Here is a 17,156-nt window from a genome sequence, read left to right as displayed (position 1 = left end):
GCGTTCAGTTGTCGCCTTTGAATACCGTTCCTGCCGGGATCAGCGGATCTTTTTCCGATGCTTCTACCGGTGTCTGCGGGAGATAATGTTCAACTTGATGAGCCGGAATGTCGGCGTAATCCTGTTTCAGCCAGCGAAGAAATCCGCCGACTTTCACCAGTAAAATGACGAGGAAGGGAAGGGCTGTGAGCACGACGGTGGTTTTCATCGTTTCCAGCGACGCGCCGGTGAACAGAATTGAAAGCGGGATCAGTGTGATCACCACGCACCAGAAAAGACGCAGCCCACGGTCAGGATCGTCACCTTCCTGGAGATTTCGCGTACTGGTCGCCGCCATAGTGTAGGCCACCGCATCCATATGCGAGGCAAGGAAAATAATCATCACGCCCAGGTATGCGGCGAGGAATAATTTACCTGCTGGCAACGACATCAGAACTTGTTGAACGGCAGTTTCACCGCCCAGTGTTTCCAGCACCTGTGGGACGTTGATTACGCCATTGATAAACTGATGAATGGCATAGCTTTCCATGACACCGAAGAAGAACCAGCAACCGACGGTGCTGCCGAGGATCAAGCCCCAGATAACTTCTTTAATCTTACGACCGCGCGAAACGCGGGTGACAAACATTGCCACACCGGGCGTGTATGAGATCCACCACAGCCAGTAGAAAACGGTCCAGTTGCGGGTAAATGAACCATCGCCAAGCGGATCGGTAAATAAGCTCATTTGCAGGAAGTTTTGCGTGGTCAGGCCGATGGCATTGATGATGCTGTTGGTAATAAATTCGGTTGGGCCGACAATCAGAACCAGCAATGGCAGCAGGAAGGCGCCCCAGCCAACCATTTTGCTCAGACGTTGCAAACCGTTGTTGATACCAATCCACGAGCTAAGGCAAAAAATGCCGCCGGAAAGCAGGATCACAAATGCCTGCACGGTGAAGTTATCCGGTAAACCGGTCAGCGCGGAAAGCCCACGGGTAAAGGTTGCGGCGGTGACGACCAGGGAAATGGTCAGTGCGCCGACAGTGGCGATCAGGAACATCAAATCGACCAGTTTTCCCCACGGACCTTGCGGGCGAACGCCGGTAATAGCAGCAATAATGCCGGAAAGGCTCAGCCCTTTATTTTTCCGCACATGAAAGTGGTAAGCCATGATTAATGAGGCCAGCGTATAAGTTGCCCAGGCGCTGATGCCCCAATGGAAGAAGGAGTAGGGAACGCTAAATTCGAGTGCCTGTTGTGAACGTGGCGCGATATTTAAACCAGGCGTTTGATAATAATAGGCCCACTCAGCAACCCCCCAATAAAGCGTAGAAGAACCTAAACCGGCACAAATAAACATAAACAGCCAGGAGAGCGTGCTGTATTCCGGTTTTCCTTCGCCAAGACGAATATTGCCGTATTTACTGGTGGCTAAATAAATCACCAGTCCCATTGCCAGCAAAACCAATACCTGTACGGCGGAACCTAACGTACGCGTGACAAAAGTGAATATTGCGTTGGCCGCGTCGGCCGATTGTTGTGGGAAAAGGCTTAATGCAGCTGCGATGAAAAGAATGGCCACCAGGCTGATGCTTATCAGCGGCACATCTTTTTTCTTAACATTGCTCATCATGAGTCATCTCCTGGGCATAAAAGCCCGTCTCTGGCTTTTGCTAGTTGTAATTATGTGCAGGGTAATGAATTGCATGTTGTGTTTAACAAATTGATTATTTGCATGTTACATAAATTAAACAATTAAGAATACGGAAAGCCATAAAACACGAAACGGAAACAATAAAAGGTGAAATGACGCAGGTTATTTACTGAAGAGAATGAATAAAAAAACCGCGTCAGTGACGCGGTTCAAATAAACTGGTTTGACCTTAACGCAAAATAATTTTGCAAATCGCGTCGGCAACCTGTGGCGTGGTGGCATTGCCTTTCATATCGGGTGTTTTCGGCCCGTGAGCAATCACTTCTTCAATCGCTGCCAGAATACCGTTATGCGCTTGCTGGAAACGCTCATCGCCATTGCCGAGGAAATCGAGCATCATTGCACCGGCCCAAATCGTGGCGATAGGGTTAGCAATATTTTTCCCGTAGATATCCGGCGCGGAACCGTGGACAGGCTCGAAGAGCGACGGGAAAGTACGTTCCGGATTCAGGTTGGCGGATGGGGCAATGCCGATGGTGCCGGTGCAGGCCGGGCCAAGGTCGGAAAGGATATCGCCAAACAAATTGGACGCCACCACCACATCGAAGCGTTCCGGCTGCATCACAAAACGCGCGCAGAGAATATCAATATGCTGTTTGTCCCAGCGGATCCCAGGGTAATTCTCAGCCATTGCTTCCACTCGCTCATCCCAGTACGGCATGCTGATGGCTAAACCGTTCGATTTAGTGGCAGAAGTTAGCGTCTTACGTGGGCGGCTTTGTGCAAGTTCAAAGGCATAACGCAAAATACGGTCGACACCACGGCGGGTAAATACCGATTCCTGGATGACAACCTCATGCTCCGTTCCTTCGTTTAGCCGTCCACCCAGAGACGAGTATTCGCCTTCCGTGTTCTCGCGCACTACGTAAAAATCGATATCGCCAGGCTGTTTCCCCGCCAGTGGGCAAGGTACGCCAGGAAAGAGGCGGACCGGACGCAGGTTAACGTATTGGTCAAATTCACGGCGAAATTTCAGCAGCGATCCCCATAACGAAATATGGTCCGGAACGGTATCCGGCCAGCCGACGGCACCAAAGTAGATAGCGTCGAAACTGCTGAGTTGTTCATGCCAGTCGTCCGGCATCATTTTGCCGTGATGGTTGTAATATTCACAGCTTGCCCATTCCATCTGCTCAAAGCTTAAGGCAAAGCCCCAGCGTTCAGCGGCAGCCTGTAACACACGAATCCCTTCAGGAAGGACTTCTTTGCCGATTCCATCCCCGGGTATTGCAGCGATCCGAAACGTTTTCATCATTGGGTTCTCACTTCCTGACCATCAAAATTGACAATACCCTCATCCTATAATTGACTGAAAAGGAATTAATCCCCGCAACTGGTGAAACATAAAACACGAATCATGAATAATTTACCGCTGCTGAACGATTTGCGCGTCTTTATGCTGGTGGCTCGCCGGGCTGGTTTTGCTGCTGTAGCAGAAGAAATGGGGGTTTCTCCGGCTTTCGTTAGCAAGCGTATCGCCTTACTGGAACAAACGCTGAACGTGGTGTTATTACACCGCACCACTCGTCGCGTGACGATCACCGAAGAAGGTGAGCGGATTTATGAGTGGGCGCAGCGCATATTGCAGGATGTCGGGCAGATGATGGATGAACTCTCCGACGTGCGCCTCGTGCCACAAGGGATGTTGCGTGTTATCAGTAGTTTTGGGTTTGGACGGCGAGTTGTAGCTCCGGCATTATCGGCGCTGGCAAAGGCTTATCCGCAACTGGAATTACGCTTTGACGTGGAAGACAGACTGGTCGACCTGGTCAATGAAGGCGTCGATCTCGATATTCGTATTGGTGATGACATTGCACCTAACTTAATCGCCCGCAAACTGGCGACCAATTACCGTATCCTCTGCGCGTCGCCGGAATTTATTGCACAACATGGTGCGCCGAAACATTTCACGGACCTTTCAGCGTTACCTTGTCTGGTTATAAAAGAGCGCGATCATCCATTTGGCGTCTGGCAATTGCGCAATAAGGAAGGAAACCACGCCATTAAAGTCACTGGCCCGCTATCGTCTAATCATGGTGAAATAGTGCATCAATGGTGTCTCGATGGTCAGGGTATTGCGCTGCGCTCCTGGTGGGATGTCAGCGAAAATATTGCCAGTGGCCATTTGGTGCAGGTACTACCGGAGTATTATCAGCCCGCGAATGTCTGGGCGGTGTATGTATCCAGGCTGGCAACATCAGCGAAGGTGCGGATAACGGTAGAGTTTTTACGCCAGTATTTTGCCGAGCACTACCCGAATTTTTCACTGGATCACGCCTGATTAATGATTCAATTATCGGGTTATTATCAGGTTAAAACCTGATTTTCTCCTTTCTAAGCCACTACAGATTGGTTAGCATATTCACCTTTAATCGCGCATTTCCCAAAGAAAATTAAAGAGGTTAACGTGTTCGCTGAATATGGGGTTCTGAATTACTGGACCTATCTGGTTGGGGCCATTTTTATCGTGCTGGTGCCTGGGCCGAATACTTTGTTTGTGCTTAAAAATAGCGTCAGCAGTGGAGTGAAAGGTGGTTATCTTGCAGCCTGCGGCGTATTTATTGGTGATGCGGTATTAATGTTTCTGGCGTGGGCAGGTGTGGCAACGTTGATTAAGACCACACCGATATTATTCAACATCGTACGTTATCTTGGCGCGTTTTATTTGCTCTATCTTGGGGGTAAAATTCTTTACGCCACCCTGAAGGGCAACAATAGCGAGGCCAAATCGGATGAACCGCAATATGGCGCTATTTTCAAGCGCGCACTAATATTGAGCCTGACCAACCCGAAAGCTATTTTATTCTACGTGTCATTTTTCGTGCAATTTATCGACGTTAATGCGCCACATACGGGTATTTCGTTCTTTATTCTGGCGATGACACTTGAGATAGTCAGCTTCTGTTATTTGAGCTTCCTGATTATTTCCGGCGCCTTTGTCACGCAGTACATTCGCACTAAAAAGAAACTGGCAAAACTAGGCAACTCTCTGATTGGTTTGATGTTTGTCGGTTTTGCCGCTCGACTGGCGACGCTGCAATCTTAATGCTTTCTGCCCGCGATGCCGCGGGCTTCCCTCCTGAACGCTACCGCGCCTGGACGTTGACGCAGTGCTAAAAAGTAACCAATAAATGGTATTTAAAATGCAAATTATCAGGCGTACCCTGAAACGGCTGGAATAAACGGTTTTCAGCGCATTTACCGAAGGAGGGAGAAGGATGCTACAAATCCCACAGAATTACATTCATACACGCTCAACACCTTTCTGGAATAAACAAACCGCACCTGCCGGAATATTCGAACGTCATCTTGATAAAGGAACTCGTCCCGGGGTTTACCCTCGATTGTCCGTTATGCATGGGGCGGTCAAATATCTCGGCTATGCTGATGAACACAGCACAGAACCTGATCAGGTGATCCTTATCGAAGCGGGGCAATTTGCGGTGTTCCCGCCGGAAAAATGGCACAACATTGAAGCCATGACTGACGATACTTATTTCAACATCGACTTCTTCGTTGCCCCTGAAGTCCTGATGGAAGGCGCAAAACAACGGAAAGTCATTCATACCGGGAGATGAATTATGGGCAAAGCAACGTATACCGTAACCGTCACCAATAACAGTAATGGTGTCTCTGTTGATTACGAAACAGAGACACCGATGACATTGCTGGTGCCAGAAGTTGCGGCGGAAGTGTTAAAAGATCTTGTTAACACGGTGCGCTCTTATGACACAGAAAACGAACATGATGTTTGTGGCTGGTAATTTTACCTGATAGAAAAATTCGCCATTTTATGCGCCATCGCAAAAAAAAATATGCGTGATGCTCATCACAATTTTTACTTCTTTGATGTTGTGCTATGCTTTTTATTAGCGACCAACTCGCTAATACAAAACAGATAAGGAAGGATAAAATGGGCATTCTGTCATGGATTATTTTTGGGCTTATTGCTGGTATTCTGGCGAAGTGGATTATGCCAGGTAAAGATGGTGGTGGATTCTTCATGACTATCCTGTTGGGGATTGTCGGCGCCGTGGTCGGCGGATGGATCAGTACACTGTTTGGTTTTGGTAAAGTCGATGGCTTTAACTTTGGCAGCTTCGTGGTTGCGGTGATCGGTGCGCTTGTCGTGCTGTTTATCTACAGAAAAGTCAAAAGCTAACGCTCAAATAAAACAAAGGCTGCTTTTTCGCAGCCTTTGCTATTTTTACAGTTGCAGTGTTACCACCATCCTAACTCGGTACCAAGGACGACAATAATCGCAACACCCATCATAATAATCGTTGTTTTTTTCATCTTTATGCTCCCGGGGCAGCATAGCCGCCAATAAAAAACCACGCTAAAAATACGACTGCCGTAATAAAGATTACGACAGGGAAAATAATACCGATTCGCATGTTATCACCAATCAAAAGGATGTGAATACGCCTCAGGAATCCAGAGCTGAATGCGCGACAAAAGGTTTTTTCTCTTTGTGTTTTTTCTCCTGGTACATTGCAATATCGGCGGCATGCAGGGCGCTGTCGGCATCAGTTGTTTCAGGATCCACTTCAATAATGCCGAGGCTGGCGCCAGGATAAAACAAGTCAACATCACCTAAGTGATATTCACCGCGTATTTGCTGCTGAATACGCTCACGCAATGACGGGATATCGGCATTTTCATCGGCCAGCGACGCGACCAAAAATTCATCACCGCCGAGACGACCAATAATCTCGCTATTCTGATGTAGTGTGTTAAGGCGCTGGCCAACCTGAATAAGAAACAGATCGCCGCTATTATGACCAAAACGGTCATTGATTAATTTGAAGTTATCCAGATCGATAAAGGCAATAATGGCTTTACGTTTCAGATGCCGCGCGAGAGAAAACAGTGTCGTCAGATTATCAAAAATTGCCCTTCGATTCGGCAGTCCCGTCAAAGAGTCAGTATAAGATTGCGCAATCAACGCCGCATTAGCTTCACGCAATTGCTCAACCAGCGCCTCTTTTTGGATGTATTGTGTAATAAGCCCGGCGAATAACTGCAAAACTTGCTCCGCGCGTTCGCTCCACGGGCGTTTCTCGCTGCTGGCGGCGCAAAGCGTGCCGTAGAATGAGCCATCCGGTAAGTGAATCGGCGTGCTCAGAAATGTCGTGATCCCAAGATTGCGTGCCGCAATGCAGTCGCCCCAACGGTCAGGGACTTCATCGCTGAAAAAACAGTTCTCATCAATTGCGCGTTTGCACAATGAGTGATCCCAGGAAACGGTAAAATTCTCCGGGATGTGCATTTTCTGGCTATTACGGGCATACAAAATGTGTTGCAGGCGCGCGTCAATATCCACTTTTGTCAGATACGTCGACTCCATGTCGGTAACCATTTCTAGCATCTCCAGAAGTTGCCGGACCAGACTTTCCAGAGACTGTTCCGAGACGAGTGACTGCGAGACGCGGGCAATGATCTGATCTGACACGAAAGAACTCCAGGAGGTGGTAGGTAAAATGCTGAATATTTAATCTTTGCAGGCATGATAAAACATCATCAACGAAGATGAAACCAGACGTAATGTATTTTGAATGAATGTAAAAGAAATAGTGCTGCAAAACATAACGATACCGCGATACTCTAAAGAGTAGATAAACGAGTGAGATCACTATATGAAAATTATCCGTTTTGCTTTGCCTTGCCTGTTAGTCCTAGCGGGGTGTTCAACTGCTTCTCAACCCGATGCGCCTAAACCGCCACATGTTGGAATGGCTAATCCTGCATCGGTCTACTGCCAGCAAAAGGGAGGTTCGCTTATTCCGGTACAAACAGTGCAAGGGGTCAGCAACAATTGCAAATTACCGGGCGGCGAAACGATTGATGAATGGGCATTATGGCGCAGGGATCATCCGGCTGGTAGAAAATAACAACCGGATGCCGGGCGAGAATTACAAACTGCGTAGCCAATCGGCCAGCACCAGAGCATGGTTTTGCGTGGTATTTTTTGCCGAATAGAGTAGGGTTAGTGTCTGCTGGCGGGCAATATCCGCCAGTCGTTTCCCTTCTTGCTCATGCTGCGCCAGTTCTGCAAGATATTGTTCGCGAAAGGTTTCAAAATCGATCACTTCGCCGTGAAAGGCTTTGCGTAATTCCGTTGAAGGCGTGATGGTTTTGTCCCATTCATCAAGTGCTAAATCTGTTTTTTTGATACCACGCGGCCAGAGACGATCGACCAGTACGCGATAACCATCGCCTTGTTCAGCCGGATCATAGACGCGTTTACACTGAATATTCATCGTGTTTGTTCTCCCTTTCACGCAACATTGCTACGCCACTATAGCACTTTGTTTTTATGGTTATGGCGGCTGCGGCAAAAACTACTGCTTACCAATAATCAGCGAAACCAGGCCAGCAGCAATAAGCGGGCCGACGGGCACACCGCGAAAAAGCGCTACGCCTAAAACCGTACCCATCAGCAATCCGGCTACCAGTTGTGGCTGACTACCCATTAACGTGACGCCGCGTCCGCCAAGCCAGGAAACAATCACGCCTACGGCAATCGCGACTAATGATTTCCAGTTCAGAAACGAGTGAACAAGTGTTGATGGTGGCAGCGTCCCGCTGGCGATTGGCGCCATAACGCCGATGGTGAGAATAATTATCCCGATACTCAACCCTTGTTTTTCAATCCAGGGGAAAAAGGTGCTCAACGGTGTGACGCGGACAATGATCAACACCAGAATTGAAACGGCGACAGTGGTGTTGTGGCTGACAAAGCCCAGCGCAGCTAATCCGAGGAGGATTAACAAAGTGACATCAAACATCGTGGTTTCCTTGCCAAAAAATAATTATCCCCCGTACTTTACGCTTGCTGAGGGCAGGAATCAGACATTAATTACACTTTTTGCATAAAAAATAGGGAGAATTGTCATCAAACTGCCATTTGCGTACGCTAACAATAACGTGAAAACAGTTATCTCCAGGGGTAAAACCATGAACGATCAAATGTTCATTGAGACACTGATTATCACGTCATCGTTTTTTGCCATTGCGGTTGTGCTGGTACTGTCAGTTTTGCTACTTGAACGGACCAGCTAGTTATACAGTACGGCGGAAATGGACCAGCTCTGGTTGCGCAATGCGTAAATAATCTGCGGTGTTAAGAATAACTGATTTATCCAGCATTCCCGCATTGAAGGCAATTTCATCGAATCGCTCGAAGAGTAGTGGGTCGGCGACCAGTTTGAGTTTGGGGTGGAAGCTGAAAGGCGGGATGGCGCCAAAAACGCAGCCCGTGAGTTCATCGACCTCCGCCGGGCTGGCAAGCGAGGCGCGTAACCCGCCAATGTGACTGGCGAGTCGGCTCAGATCGGCCTGTTGATCGGCAGGAAGTATCGCTAATACATGTTGATTAACGCCATTACCTTTGACTTTACACACCAGCGCCTTGGCGCCCTGGCCCAAAGCGGTGCCGCGAATTTCTGACACCGCTTCACATTTGCCCACCGCTTCGTGGGTGACGATGCGGAAGTTAGCGCCTTCTTGTGATAATAAAGCGATTAAGCGCTGATGCGTCACGCTTCCTTTAGCCACTTCAGTCATTTCACGCTCCTGGATTTATAACTAAACAACCACAGAAGATTATCATGAACTGCTGTTTTTGTTCTGTTTATTGACATACAGACGTTCATCGGACGCTTTATAAGCATCGTGAATCGTATCGGTTTCTTTCATCGCATAAATGCCGGAAGAGAAGCCGATCTCTTTTTGCGGTGCGATGTGTTGCAGGCGTTTTTCAATACGTTCAGGCAATTGCGCAGCAATTTGTGGCGTCGAATCGACCAGGATGATGCAAAATTCATCACCGCCGAGACGGATAGCATAATCGCTTTTACGAATCGACTGTTTAATCGCCTGTGCCAATAAAGTAATCGCTAAATCACCTTCCTGGTGGCCGAGTATGTCATTAATTTGCTTTAACTTGTCCATGTCAATAGCAATAAACATGACTGCAGAACCTGCCTGAACCAGGCGCTGCAAGCGTTGCTGCAACTCAGGAGTCAATATTTTGCGGTTATACAATCCGGTCATCGCATCGCTAATATTTTCGCGAGTCACGTTTTGGTACAAGCGGAAGTGCATGCGCACCATATTCAGTAATATCAATGCCGTCAGCAGCCAGAAGACAACGCTTTTCCATGAAGATGTAATAAAGTAAAGAATATCAATGGATAATGTAACGCGAATTCCGCCAGGTAAGTCATGGACGTAACTGACATACTGAAACAGATTGTCTTCACTCTGGTTGATAATAATGTCCCGACCCGAATCTACATCGGTAAGCGTAACATTGAGAAAACGCCAGAGGAGAGGGCGGTCATGAGTGTAAAAGATATTCCGCAGGTTGTTTTTATTGATATCCAGCAGCACTATCCCTTTAAGTTGACCTGCGAGATAAACCGGCGTCAGCAGGCTCATCACATTCTGTTTGGTACGCTGATCCTGGTAAATGCTCGATAATACGGTTCGACCGGTAAACACCTTTTCAATGTCTTTACGGTTAATGCCAATGCTTCCTGATTGCAAAAACGACCAGTTATTCATGGCGAAGTATTCAACATTGACCGGCTCATAAAAATAGACATAGCGGTCATTGAGATCGAGATAATAGTGAAATTTCTCTTCGGCCATCCCAAGACCGGAACCATATTCATCTTGATGGCGATTGCCTTCCACCGCTTGATCAAATGCGGGTAATAGCGCCGCTGCTTCCACAATTGTGTCACAGTCATCGGATGCGCTCTGTAATGTCCCGCGCAAGCCAGAATAAGTATGGGCCGTCAGATTTAATCCATGAGTATTATTGGCCGTTTCAAAAGCCTCGCAGATAGCACGTCGCTGTTCTGGCGACACCTCTGACTGCTCAGCAGCAAGTGCGCGCATGACATGTGCGGCAATACTCTGATTTTGATACTTATCATAGAGAAAGGAGGAATCCGCTTTCTGGACGATATAGCGCAAGTAGGCGCTCATCGCTCTGTCGCTGGCGACAAGTTCAAAAATAAGGAAGGAAGATGTCAGCACAATGACACTTGCGGCGATAAAATGCCGGAGCATTCTATGGTGCAATTTCATGATAAATGGCACTCCTTCGGTTAGTGAAATGAGAAAACCAGTTAAAGTTCGATTGCGGCCTGGCACAGGGGCGCTAATTATACTCATCTCTGTGCCGTTGGGGAGGAGAAATTTAGTGGTATTAGATATTAATTGTATGCAAAAGCCACGCAAAAAGCATGGCTGTGAATATTTTTGCACTCAAAGACGATGAATAATCACTTTGTTGCCTCCCTCGCTTTTCGCCTCACGTAAGGCTTTATCTGCTTCTGTCATGACAAGTGAAAGATTGTGCGTATCTCCGGTGGAAAAAACACTGCCAATGCTGATAGTCATTGGTTCAGGAACAGCATACCTGTTACTAAAGCCGGTCAGGAGTTCGACATTTTTACGCACACGTTCAGCAATAATTTTTGCCTGGGCAGCATTGAGTTCGGTAAATAGCAGGCCAAATACTTCCCCCTCAAGACGGGCTAAAATGTCATCGGGGCGGATACTTTGCTGGATAATATCGACAATTGAAACCAGCACTTTATCACCCACATGATGCCCCCATTGGTCATTGATGCGTTTGAACTGGTTAATATCTACCAGCATGATACAAAAATCCTTCACAACAGGTCGCGACAATAATGACTCTACGCTGTTGAAAAAGTAACGACGATTATAAATATTGGTCAACACATCATGAACCGCCAGTTTGCTGGAGAGTTGCAGCTCCTGAAAAATGTTATAAATCAGAAAAGTCACAACAAACAGTTTGCTGGAAACTTCGATACCACGACTGATGTACCAAATGGTGTAATTGTATTCATCCAGAGTCAGCAGAAGTAAGTTACAGCAGAGCGATGCCAGACATAATAACGCTATTGACGGCCAAAGTTCGCTTGCTAGTCGTGTGCGCATGATAATAAAGAACAGCAAAAATGCCCACAGACAAACCAAAATTTTTGTGTAGTTAATTCCCCAGCTCGCAGAATTGCTATACGGACAGTAATCTACGACGTATAAGGAATAGTCAGGATTATAACTGCTCAGGTTGTGTGCCAGTAAGGGAAACAACATGAAAGGTATCAGCGCCAACAACAGGATGCAGGTTTTTTTCTTGTTGTTCGTTAGAATACTTTTTCGGTCATAACAGAAGAGAGCTAACGCTGTTAAGCAAATGAAACTTAGCTGGCGAAACAGATATAATATGGAAACATCATTTGATTTAGCCTGAATAAGCGTACTGTCACTGATAGGTTTATGAATAATGACAATGGTTTCAGTTAAATAGAAAATGCCACTTAAAAATGCAAGGCTTAAAATGAGTGTTGGTAAAATTTCACGGTTAGTGAAATATTTCATTAGCATGAATAGAAAAATGACGGCGTTAAGGAAAAACAAAGCCACAACAACCATCAGGTAATTCATCTGCGGGATGAGTTTTACATTGGTGTTTTCGTTATATAAGGTGGTGATGCAAAATAAAATCAATGTCAGCAGTAAACTGAAAATAAAAAAGCTTTGTGCTTTTAGCTTTTGTGTACACATAGAAATCATAAAAAGGAGAGCAATGTGAGTGCTGAATTTTATTGATGCTCGAGATATATAGTTTTGACCAGGATCAATTTTCACTATCAATAAAAAATAATTAAAGAATAACCCCGGGAAAATACGTGTTAACCGAATCATTTTTCCGAATGATTGTTTTCTGGAACTAAATTGTGTAAAGGTTGCGCTGTCATATTTAAACCAATTGTAAGCTAACGTATGTAATAAATTAAATAATTTACAGTAAGCTAAAAATCAGCCAGGTAATAATGACCTGGCTGATGGTATTAGTCTTTAGTAGTTGCGTTTTGCTTATGAAACAGTTCACGGAATACCGGATAAATATCATCCTGATCGCGGATATGCTGCATCGCAAAGTTTTCGAAAGTAGATTGCAGGTGCTCATATTCTCGCCACAATGTCTGATGCGCACGGCGGGTAATTTCGATATAGCTGTAATAACGAACAACTGGCAGTAATTTCTTCGCCAGTATCTCATGGCACAGCGGAGAGTCATCAGCCCAGTTGTCGCCGTCCGATGCTTGCGCAGCATAGATATTCCACTGCGCCGGGTTATAACGCTCTTTTACCACATCATCCATCAGTTTCAGTGCGCTGGAAACAATGGTGCCGCCCGTTTCCTGTGAGTAGAAAAACTCATGTTCATCAACTTCTTTCGCTTGGGTATGATGGCGAATGTAAACGACTTCTACGTTCTTGTATGTTCTGCTCAGGAACAGATACAGAAGAATGTAAAAACGTTTGGCCATATCTTTGGTGGACTGATCCATCGAGCCAGAAACGTCCATCAGGCAGAACATTACTGCCTGGCTGGAGGGATCGGGCCGTTTCTCATAATTTTTGTAGCGTAAATCGAAAGTGTCGATGAAAGGAACACGTTCAATTTTAGCTCGCAGTTCGGCAATTTCTTTGCGCAAGCGTTCCTCTTCCAGCAGTTGCGCAGGTTCAGTATTGCTGATTATCGCTAAATTTTCTTCCAGCGCGTGCAGTTCCCGCCGCTTGCCCGCGGTCATCGCGGTACGTCGCGCCAGCGAATTTTGCAATGAGCGTACCACGCTAATATTGGCCGGAACGCCGTTAGCGGTATAACCCGCGCGATGCGTTTTAAATTCGGTCAACTGGCGTTGCTGGTTTTGTTTCAGATTTGGTAAAGCCAAATCTTCAAACAGCAGATCGAGATACTCATCTTTCGAAATCTGAAAGACGAATTCATCCTGACCTTCACCGTCCTGGCTGGCCTGGCCCTGACCGCTACCAGAACCACCGCCGCCGCCTTGAGGCCGCTCAATACGGTCGTTCTGTACGAAATGGTCGTTGCCCGGATGAACGCGATGGCGCAAGCCGCCACGCCCCTGATGAAACATTGGTTCGCTGATATCTTCCGTTGGAATGGAAACGGACTCGCCGCTGTCGACATCGGTCACCGAACGCTTATTAATGGCCTCGGAGATCGACTGTTTAATTTGCGCTTTATAACGGCGTAAAAAACGCTGGCGATTCACCATGCTTTTATTTTTGCCGTTCAGACGCCGGTCAATAAACCAGGTCATATGCCCCCCGTACTGCATTTGCCAACTGTATGCTACGCCTGTGTTGCCGCCTGTCTGGCCCACGGTTCGCTGTCGTTGTAGGCCCGGCGCATGCGCACAGGGCCGTTGTTGTTAAGACGATTTACGTACGCGCAAATACCATTCGCACAGTAAACGTACCTGTTTACGGGTGTAGCCTTTTTCCATCATACGGTCGACAAAATCGTCGTGTTTCTTCTGCTCGTCGGTTGAGGTTTTGGCGTTAAACGAAATGACCGGCAACAACTCTTCGGTATTGGAGAACATTTTCTTCTCAATGACCGTGCGCAGTTTTTCGTAACTGGTCCAGTTCGGATTGCGCCCACTGTTATTCGCTCTGGCACGCAGTACAAAGTTGACGATCTCGTTACGGAAATCTTTCGGATTGCTGATCCCCGCCGGTTTTTCGATTTTCTCCAGCTCGGCGTTCAGCGACTCGCGATCAAACAATTGACCAGTATCCGGGTCGCGATACTCCTGATCCTGAATCCAGAAATCCGCATAGGTGACATAACGGTCGAAAATGTTCTGCCCATATTCAGAATAGGATTCAAGGTAGGCCGTCTGAATCTCTTTGCCGATAAACTCGGCATATTTCGGGATCAGATAGCCTTTCAGGAACTCCAGATAGCGTTCGGCCTGTTCTTGCGGGAACTGCTCGCGTTCAATCTGCTGTTCAAGAACGTAGAACAGATGAACCGGGTTAGCCGCCACTTCCACGTGATCGAAGTTGAACACGCGGGAGAGGATCTTAAACGCGAAACGCGTAGACAGACCGTTCATCCCTTCATCGACGCCCGCGTAATCACGATATTCCTGATATGACTTGGCTTTCGGATCGGTATCTTTCAGGCTTTCGCCATCATAAACGCGCATCTTCGAATAAATGCTGGAGTTTTCTGGCTCTTTCAGGCGCGAAAGAATGGAAAAACGTGACAATGTTTCCAGCGTGCCTGGCGCGCATGGCGCGTGGGTCAATTCACTATGATTAAGTAATTTCTCGTAGATTTTGATCTCTTCGGAAATACGCAAGCAATACGGCACCTTCACGATATAGACACGGTCGAGGAAGGCTTCGTTGTTTTTATTATTACGGAAAGTCACCCATTCAGATTCGTTCGAGTGGGCGAGAATAATCCCGTTGAACGGCAGGGCGGAGATACCTTCCGTCCCGTTGTAGTTACCTTCCTGAGTGGCGGTTAACAGAGGATGCAGCACTTTAATCGGTGCTTTGAACATCTCAACAAATTCCATGATCCCTTGGTTAGCGCGGCACAGCGCACCGGAATAGCCGTAGGCATCCGGATCGTTCTGGGCGTGGTGTTCGAGTTTACGAATATCCACTTTCCCCACCAGCGCGGAAATATCCTGGTTGTTCTCATCGCCCGGTTCCGTTTTGGCAATGGCAATCTGTTGCAGAATAGACGGCCACACTTTGACCACGCGGAATTTAGTGATGTCGCCACCAAATTCATGCAGACGTTTTGCCGCCCACGGCGACATAATGGTGCCAAGGTAGCGGCGTGGAATGCCGTACTCTTTTTCAAGGATCTGCGCATCTTCCTGTGGATTGAACAGACAGAACGGATGATCGTTAACCGGGCTTCGCTCACCGTTGGCGCTCAATACATAAATAGGCACGCGTTGCATTAATGATTTCAGTCGTTCAGCAAGTGACGACTTACCCCCACCCACAGGCCCCAGCAGATACAGGATTTGTTTCTTCTCTTCCAGCCCCTGAGCCGCGTGTTTCAGATAAGAGACAATCTGTTCAATCGCGTCTTCCATGCCGTAAAACTCTTCAAATGCCGGATAACGTGCGATGACCCGGTTAGAAAAGAGTCGAGAAAGTCTGGGCTCCTGGGCTGTATCGACCATGACAGGCTCACCAATAGCCATCAATAGCCGCTCTGCCGCGTTGGCATAAGCACTGCGATCTTGCCGACAAATGGTAAGAAACTCCTGCAGTGTGAACTCTTCGTCCTTGGCAGCTTCATATCGCTGGCGATAGTGATCGAATATATTCATGGTATGCCGTCCTTTCGTTTTTTAGCACAGGTTAAGAGCCGTTCATATGAATAGTAGAGGCTCCCGGAAGAGGTAAACTGAACGACGTCTCTTGCTAAAACACAGCAACTCTCATGCCATCCTGCCGACCATGAGAACAACGTGCCCGGTGATACACCTTCAAAATTAAGCGTAGATGGCAATTGAGAAACTTGCCTGCACGGCTTTCTGAATTTCAATGGCATATCAACAACTCATCCATAAAAATTGCATAACTAATGTAAAGAATAATGCCGCCAGAAACGCAAAATTCATTCGGCTGTAAGCGCCGCGTCATCAGCGTCAGGAAAATTAAACAGTTACCTTTTGAAATGAAAACGCAAAAAGTTTGGGTTTCGTTGTATTGACGGGTAAACTTTGTCGCCCGCTAAACATTTGTTTAAGGAATAATTAATTGTGACCAAACTCAAACTTCTGGCACTTGGAGTGCTTATCGCAACGTCTGCAGGCGTAGCACACGCTGAAGGTAATTTTTCCCTGGGCGCAGGCGTAGGTGTCGTTGAACACCCTTATAAAGATTACGATACCGATGTTTACCCAGTACCAGTAATCAACTACGAAGGCGATAACTTCTGGTTCCGTGGCTTAGGTGGTGGTTACTACCTGTGGAATGATGCAACGGATAAACTTTCGATTACCGCTTACTGGTCGCCGCTCTACTTCAAAGCCAAAGACAGCGGCGATCACCAAATGCGTCACCTGGATGACCGCAAGAGCACCATGATGGCTGGTCTGTCTTACGCTCACTTTACCCAGTATGGTTACCTGCGTACCACCCTGGCTGGCGATACCCTGGATAACAGCAACGGCATTGTCTGGGATACTGCCTGGTTATACCGTTACACCAATGGTGGTCTGACTCTGACCCCGGGTATCGGTGTTCAGTGGAACAGCGAAAACCATAACGAATACTATTATGGCGTATCGCGTAAAGAGTCCGCTCGCAGCGGCCTGCGTGGCTATAACCCGAATGACAGCTGGAGCCCGTATCTGGAGCTGAGCGCCAGCTACAACTTCCTCGGCGACTGGAACGTTTATGGCACCGCGCGCTATACCCGCCTGTCTGACGAAGTTACCGACAGCCCGATGGTGGATAAATCCTGGACTGGCCTGATTTCTACCGGGATCACCTACAAATTCTGATAATGCATCTTTCCAGGGCATTTTGTGCATAAAAACAGGGCGTA

At 47.3% G+C, this 17,156-nt stretch carries 20 protein-coding genes; 8 read left to right on the top strand and 12 right to left on the bottom strand.

The window, feature by feature from the left end; all coding sequences use genetic code 11:
• Positions 1 to 4 precede the first annotated feature (4 nt).
• Positions 5 to 1,615, bottom strand: coding sequence for a BCCT family transporter YeaV (gene yeaV / locus D9738_RS07580; RefSeq protein WP_130259886.1), 1,611 nt, complete (start codon positions 1,613 to 1,615; stop codon positions 5 to 7).
• A 250-nt stretch (positions 1,616 to 1,865) separates the two neighbouring features.
• Positions 1,866 to 2,951, bottom strand: coding sequence for a multifunctional D-malate/3-isopropylmalate/tartarate dehydrogenase (gene dmlA / locus D9738_RS07575; RefSeq protein WP_130259885.1), 1,086 nt, complete (start codon positions 2,949 to 2,951; stop codon positions 1,866 to 1,868).
• 102 nt (positions 2,952 to 3,053) lie between these two features.
• Here dmlA and dmlR point away from each other — a divergent pair, with 102 nt between their 5' ends.
• The 5 genes from dmlR to D9738_RS07550 all read left to right on the top strand — a co-directional run bounded on the left by dmlR (position 3,054) and on the right by D9738_RS07550 (position 5,858).
• Complete coding sequence (gene dmlR / locus D9738_RS07570) at positions 3,054 to 3,977, top strand: DNA-binding transcriptional regulator DmlR (protein ID WP_130257682.1); 924 nt, start codon at positions 3,054 to 3,056, stop codon at positions 3,975 to 3,977.
• 126 nt (positions 3,978 to 4,103) lie between these two features.
• Complete coding sequence (gene leuE / locus D9738_RS07565) at positions 4,104 to 4,742, top strand: leucine efflux protein LeuE (RefSeq protein WP_130208404.1); 639 nt, start codon at positions 4,104 to 4,106, stop codon at positions 4,740 to 4,742.
• A 181-nt stretch (positions 4,743 to 4,923) separates the two neighbouring features.
• Positions 4,924 to 5,274 (top strand): DUF1971 domain-containing protein YeaR, encoded by a 351-nt coding sequence (gene yeaR, locus D9738_RS07560; RefSeq protein ID WP_240725503.1) that lies wholly within the window; start codon positions 4,924 to 4,926, stop codon positions 5,272 to 5,274.
• A gap of 3 nt (positions 5,275 to 5,277) precedes the next feature.
• Positions 5,278 to 5,460, top strand: coding sequence for a DUF1869 domain-containing protein (locus D9738_RS07555; RefSeq protein WP_064529220.1), 183 nt, complete (start codon positions 5,278 to 5,280; stop codon positions 5,458 to 5,460).
• A gap of 149 nt (positions 5,461 to 5,609) precedes the next feature.
• A complete protein-coding gene (locus D9738_RS07550) occupies positions 5,610 to 5,858 on the top strand; it encodes a GlsB/YeaQ/YmgE family stress response membrane protein (protein ID WP_064529219.1) in 249 nt (82 codons plus the stop codon).
• A gap of 59 nt (positions 5,859 to 5,917) precedes the next feature.
• Here D9738_RS07550 and yoaJ read toward each other — a convergent pair whose 3' ends face one another.
• From yoaJ to D9738_RS07535, 3 genes are read right to left on the bottom strand one after another with little or no spacing between them, the layout of a single operon-like run.
• Positions 5,918 to 5,992, bottom strand: coding sequence for a protein YoaJ (yoaJ, locus tag D9738_RS07545; RefSeq protein WP_001386836.1), 75 nt, complete (start codon positions 5,990 to 5,992; stop codon positions 5,918 to 5,920).
• 2 nt (positions 5,993 to 5,994) lie between these two features.
• On the bottom strand, positions 5,995 to 6,093 hold the full coding sequence (locus D9738_RS07540; protein ID WP_001219350.1) for a YoaK family small membrane protein: 99 nt from the start codon (positions 6,091 to 6,093) through the stop codon (positions 5,995 to 5,997).
• A gap of 32 nt (positions 6,094 to 6,125) precedes the next feature.
• Positions 6,126 to 7,151, bottom strand: coding sequence for a sensor domain-containing diguanylate cyclase (locus D9738_RS07535; RefSeq protein ID WP_130259884.1), 1,026 nt, complete (start codon positions 7,149 to 7,151; stop codon positions 6,126 to 6,128).
• Positions 7,152 to 7,335: 184 nt separating this feature from the next.
• Here D9738_RS07535 and D9738_RS07530 point away from each other — a divergent pair, with 184 nt between their 5' ends.
• Entirely contained in the window at positions 7,336 to 7,590 is a 255-nt protein-coding gene (locus tag D9738_RS07530) for a DUF333 domain-containing protein (protein WP_130259883.1), read from the top strand.
• A gap of 21 nt (positions 7,591 to 7,611) precedes the next feature.
• Here the strand turns inward: D9738_RS07530 and D9738_RS07525 are convergent, their stop codons facing one another.
• Both D9738_RS07525 and D9738_RS07520 read right to left on the bottom strand, forming a co-directional pair.
• Positions 7,612 to 7,959, bottom strand: a complete 348-nt coding sequence (locus D9738_RS07525) for a DUF488 domain-containing protein (RefSeq protein WP_064529217.1) — start codon at positions 7,957 to 7,959, stop codon at positions 7,612 to 7,614.
• A gap of 81 nt (positions 7,960 to 8,040) precedes the next feature.
• Positions 8,041 to 8,487 carry a DUF441 domain-containing protein gene (locus tag D9738_RS07520; RefSeq protein WP_130208396.1) on the bottom strand — a complete coding sequence of 149 codons (447 nt, stop codon included), beginning with the start codon at positions 8,485 to 8,487 and terminating at the stop codon, positions 8,041 to 8,043.
• Positions 8,488 to 8,656: 169 nt separating this feature from the next.
• Here D9738_RS07520 and yoaI point away from each other — a divergent pair, with 169 nt between their 5' ends.
• Positions 8,657 to 8,761, top strand: a complete 105-nt coding sequence (gene yoaI, locus D9738_RS07515) for a small membrane protein YoaI (protein WP_130218789.1) — start codon at positions 8,657 to 8,659, stop codon at positions 8,759 to 8,761.
• Here the strand turns inward: yoaI and yeaK are convergent, their stop codons facing one another.
• The 5 genes from yeaK to yeaG all read right to left on the bottom strand — a co-directional run bounded on the left by yeaK (position 8,762) and on the right by yeaG (position 15,930).
• On the bottom strand, positions 8,762 to 9,265 hold the full coding sequence (gene yeaK / locus D9738_RS07510) for a mischarged aminoacyl-tRNA deacylase (RefSeq protein WP_130208392.1): 504 nt from the start codon (positions 9,263 to 9,265) through the stop codon (positions 8,762 to 8,764).
• A 42-nt stretch (positions 9,266 to 9,307) separates the two neighbouring features.
• On the bottom strand, positions 9,308 to 10,798 hold the full coding sequence (dgcJ, locus tag D9738_RS07505; protein WP_130260043.1) for a diguanylate cyclase DgcJ: 1,491 nt from the start codon (positions 10,796 to 10,798) through the stop codon (positions 9,308 to 9,310).
• A 180-nt stretch (positions 10,799 to 10,978) separates the two neighbouring features.
• Complete coding sequence (locus D9738_RS07500; RefSeq protein WP_165383325.1) at positions 10,979 to 12,454, bottom strand: GGDEF domain-containing protein; 1,476 nt, start codon at positions 12,452 to 12,454, stop codon at positions 10,979 to 10,981.
• 146 nt (positions 12,455 to 12,600) lie between these two features.
• Positions 12,601 to 13,884: a YeaH/YhbH family protein gene (locus D9738_RS07495; protein WP_130208390.1), complete on the bottom strand. Its 1,284-nt coding sequence runs from the start codon at positions 13,882 to 13,884 to the stop codon at positions 12,601 to 12,603.
• A 111-nt stretch (positions 13,885 to 13,995) separates the two neighbouring features.
• Positions 13,996 to 15,930 (bottom strand): protein kinase YeaG, encoded by a 1,935-nt coding sequence (yeaG, locus tag D9738_RS07490; protein ID WP_064529211.1) that lies wholly within the window; start codon positions 15,928 to 15,930, stop codon positions 13,996 to 13,998.
• Between the two features lie 435 nt (positions 15,931 to 16,365).
• Between yeaG and mipA the strand changes: the two genes are divergently transcribed.
• On the top strand, positions 16,366 to 17,112 hold the full coding sequence (mipA, locus tag D9738_RS07485; protein ID WP_130208388.1) for a scaffolding protein MipA: 747 nt from the start codon (positions 16,366 to 16,368) through the stop codon (positions 17,110 to 17,112).
• The last annotated feature ends 44 nt before the right edge of the window (positions 17,113 to 17,156 follow it).

The sequence above is a fragment of the Escherichia sp. E10V5 genome (genome assembly GCF_004212315.1).
Taxonomy (GTDB): Bacteria; Pseudomonadota; Gammaproteobacteria; order Enterobacterales; family Enterobacteriaceae; genus Escherichia.
The sequence above is the reverse complement of the archived record's forward strand: the minus strand, read 5'-3'. Positions and strand labels throughout refer to the sequence as shown.

Bases quoted from the DNA above. Each gene is read 5' to 3' on its own strand.
- yeaV (WP_130259886.1), bottom strand. From the start codon at position 1,615: ATGATGAGCAATGTTAAGAAAAAAGATGTGCCGCTGATAAGCATCAGC.
- dmlA (WP_130259885.1), bottom strand. From the start codon at position 2,951: ATGATGAAAACGTTTCGGATCGCTGCAATACCCGGGGATGGAATCGGC.
- dmlR (WP_130257682.1), top strand. From the start codon at position 3,054: ATGAATAATTTACCGCTGCTGAACGATTTGCGCGTCTTTATGCTGGTG.
- D9738_RS07555 (WP_064529220.1), top strand. From the start codon at position 5,278: ATGGGCAAAGCAACGTATACCGTAACCGTCACCAATAACAGTAATGGT.
- D9738_RS07550 (WP_064529219.1), top strand. From the start codon at position 5,610: ATGGGCATTCTGTCATGGATTATTTTTGGGCTTATTGCTGGTATTCTG.
- D9738_RS07540 (WP_001219350.1), bottom strand. From the start codon at position 6,093: ATGCGAATCGGTATTATTTTCCCTGTCGTAATCTTTATTACGGCAGTC.
- D9738_RS07530 (WP_130259883.1), top strand. From the start codon at position 7,336: ATGAAAATTATCCGTTTTGCTTTGCCTTGCCTGTTAGTCCTAGCGGGG.
- D9738_RS07525 (WP_064529217.1), bottom strand. From the start codon at position 7,959: ATGAATATTCAGTGTAAACGCGTCTATGATCCGGCTGAACAAGGCGAT.
- D9738_RS07520 (WP_130208396.1), bottom strand. From the start codon at position 8,487: ATGTTTGATGTCACTTTGTTAATCCTCCTCGGATTAGCTGCGCTGGGC.
- yoaI (WP_130218789.1), top strand. From the start codon at position 8,657: ATGAACGATCAAATGTTCATTGAGACACTGATTATCACGTCATCGTTT.
- yeaK (WP_130208392.1), bottom strand. From the start codon at position 9,265: ATGACTGAAGTGGCTAAAGGAAGCGTGACGCATCAGCGCTTAATCGCT.
- dgcJ (WP_130260043.1), bottom strand. From the start codon at position 10,798: ATGAAATTGCACCATAGAATGCTCCGGCATTTTATCGCCGCAAGTGTC.
- D9738_RS07500 (WP_165383325.1), bottom strand. From the start codon at position 12,454: ATGATTCGGTTAACACGTATTTTCCCGGGGTTATTCTTTAATTATTTT.
- D9738_RS07495 (WP_130208390.1), bottom strand. From the start codon at position 13,884: ATGACCTGGTTTATTGACCGGCGTCTGAACGGCAAAAATAAAAGCATG.
- yeaG (WP_064529211.1), bottom strand. From the start codon at position 15,930: ATGAATATATTCGATCACTATCGCCAGCGATATGAAGCTGCCAAGGAC.